The 234-nt window shown below is 38.0% G+C and carries 1 protein-coding gene; it reads left to right on the top strand.

The features are described from left to right. Positions 1-234, top strand: a 234-nt coding sequence (locus J5474_RS22705) for a hypothetical protein (protein WP_209364295.1), incomplete at both ends; no start/stop codon positions are given.

Below are 234 nucleotides of genomic sequence, written 5' to 3'. Positions count from 1 at the left end.
CAAGCACAGCATCATCAAATTATCGTGCTGGCGATTCTAGTAGTAAATCTCTTAGTGACTTTCAAAACATCAATAGCACAGATAGCGTCAACCGTGAAAAAACGAATAGCAATCAAAGTCAATCGGGGCAAGAGACAAGTTTTGATCAACAAAGGAATAAAAATTGGGGTTATTCGTATAAAACAGGTGATTCGGCATCGCTTACAACCGCTACATCATACAATAGAACATCAA

Source organism: Sagittula salina (assembly GCF_017813235.1).
Lineage (GTDB): Bacteria > Pseudomonadota > Alphaproteobacteria > Rhodobacterales > Rhodobacteraceae > Sagittula > Sagittula salina.
This window is presented reverse-complemented; position numbering and strand designations above follow the sequence as displayed.